The organism is Pseudoalteromonas sp. SIMBA_162 (genome assembly GCF_046535955.1).
GTDB lineage: Bacteria > Pseudomonadota > Gammaproteobacteria > Enterobacterales > Alteromonadaceae > Pseudoalteromonas > Pseudoalteromonas marina.
In genome coordinates this window covers 1-236 of sequence record NZ_JAWJBQ010001209.1, presented here as the reverse complement: position 1 = coordinate 236, position 236 = coordinate 1, and the positions used below count along the sequence as shown (strand labels likewise).

1 protein-coding gene is annotated in these 236 nt (G+C 68.2%); it reads left to right on the top strand.

Annotated features, from left to right (window positions below; genetic code table 11):
* Positions 1 to 236, top strand: a 236-nt coding sequence (locus tag R0J88_RS23495; protein WP_410901390.1) for a DUF3005 domain-containing protein, incomplete at both ends; no start/stop codon positions are given.

Here is a 236-nt window from a genome sequence, read left to right as displayed (position 1 = left end):
CACCGTCGACACCGACGGCAAGAATCGCGAGGCTGCCCGTCTCGCAAGCGGCCTCGCGTTCTCGCCCGACCAGATCACGGGCAGTAACGCGTCGCTCGTCAACGCTGTGCCCGAAGGTACCGACGGGTTCGCCGGCTTCGACAGCCGGCCCGGCGGCAATCATCCGGCGTTCGCGCTGCGTGCCGGCTACATGGTGATCGAGAAGGGATTTGACGCGCCGTCGCGCCCAGTCGACG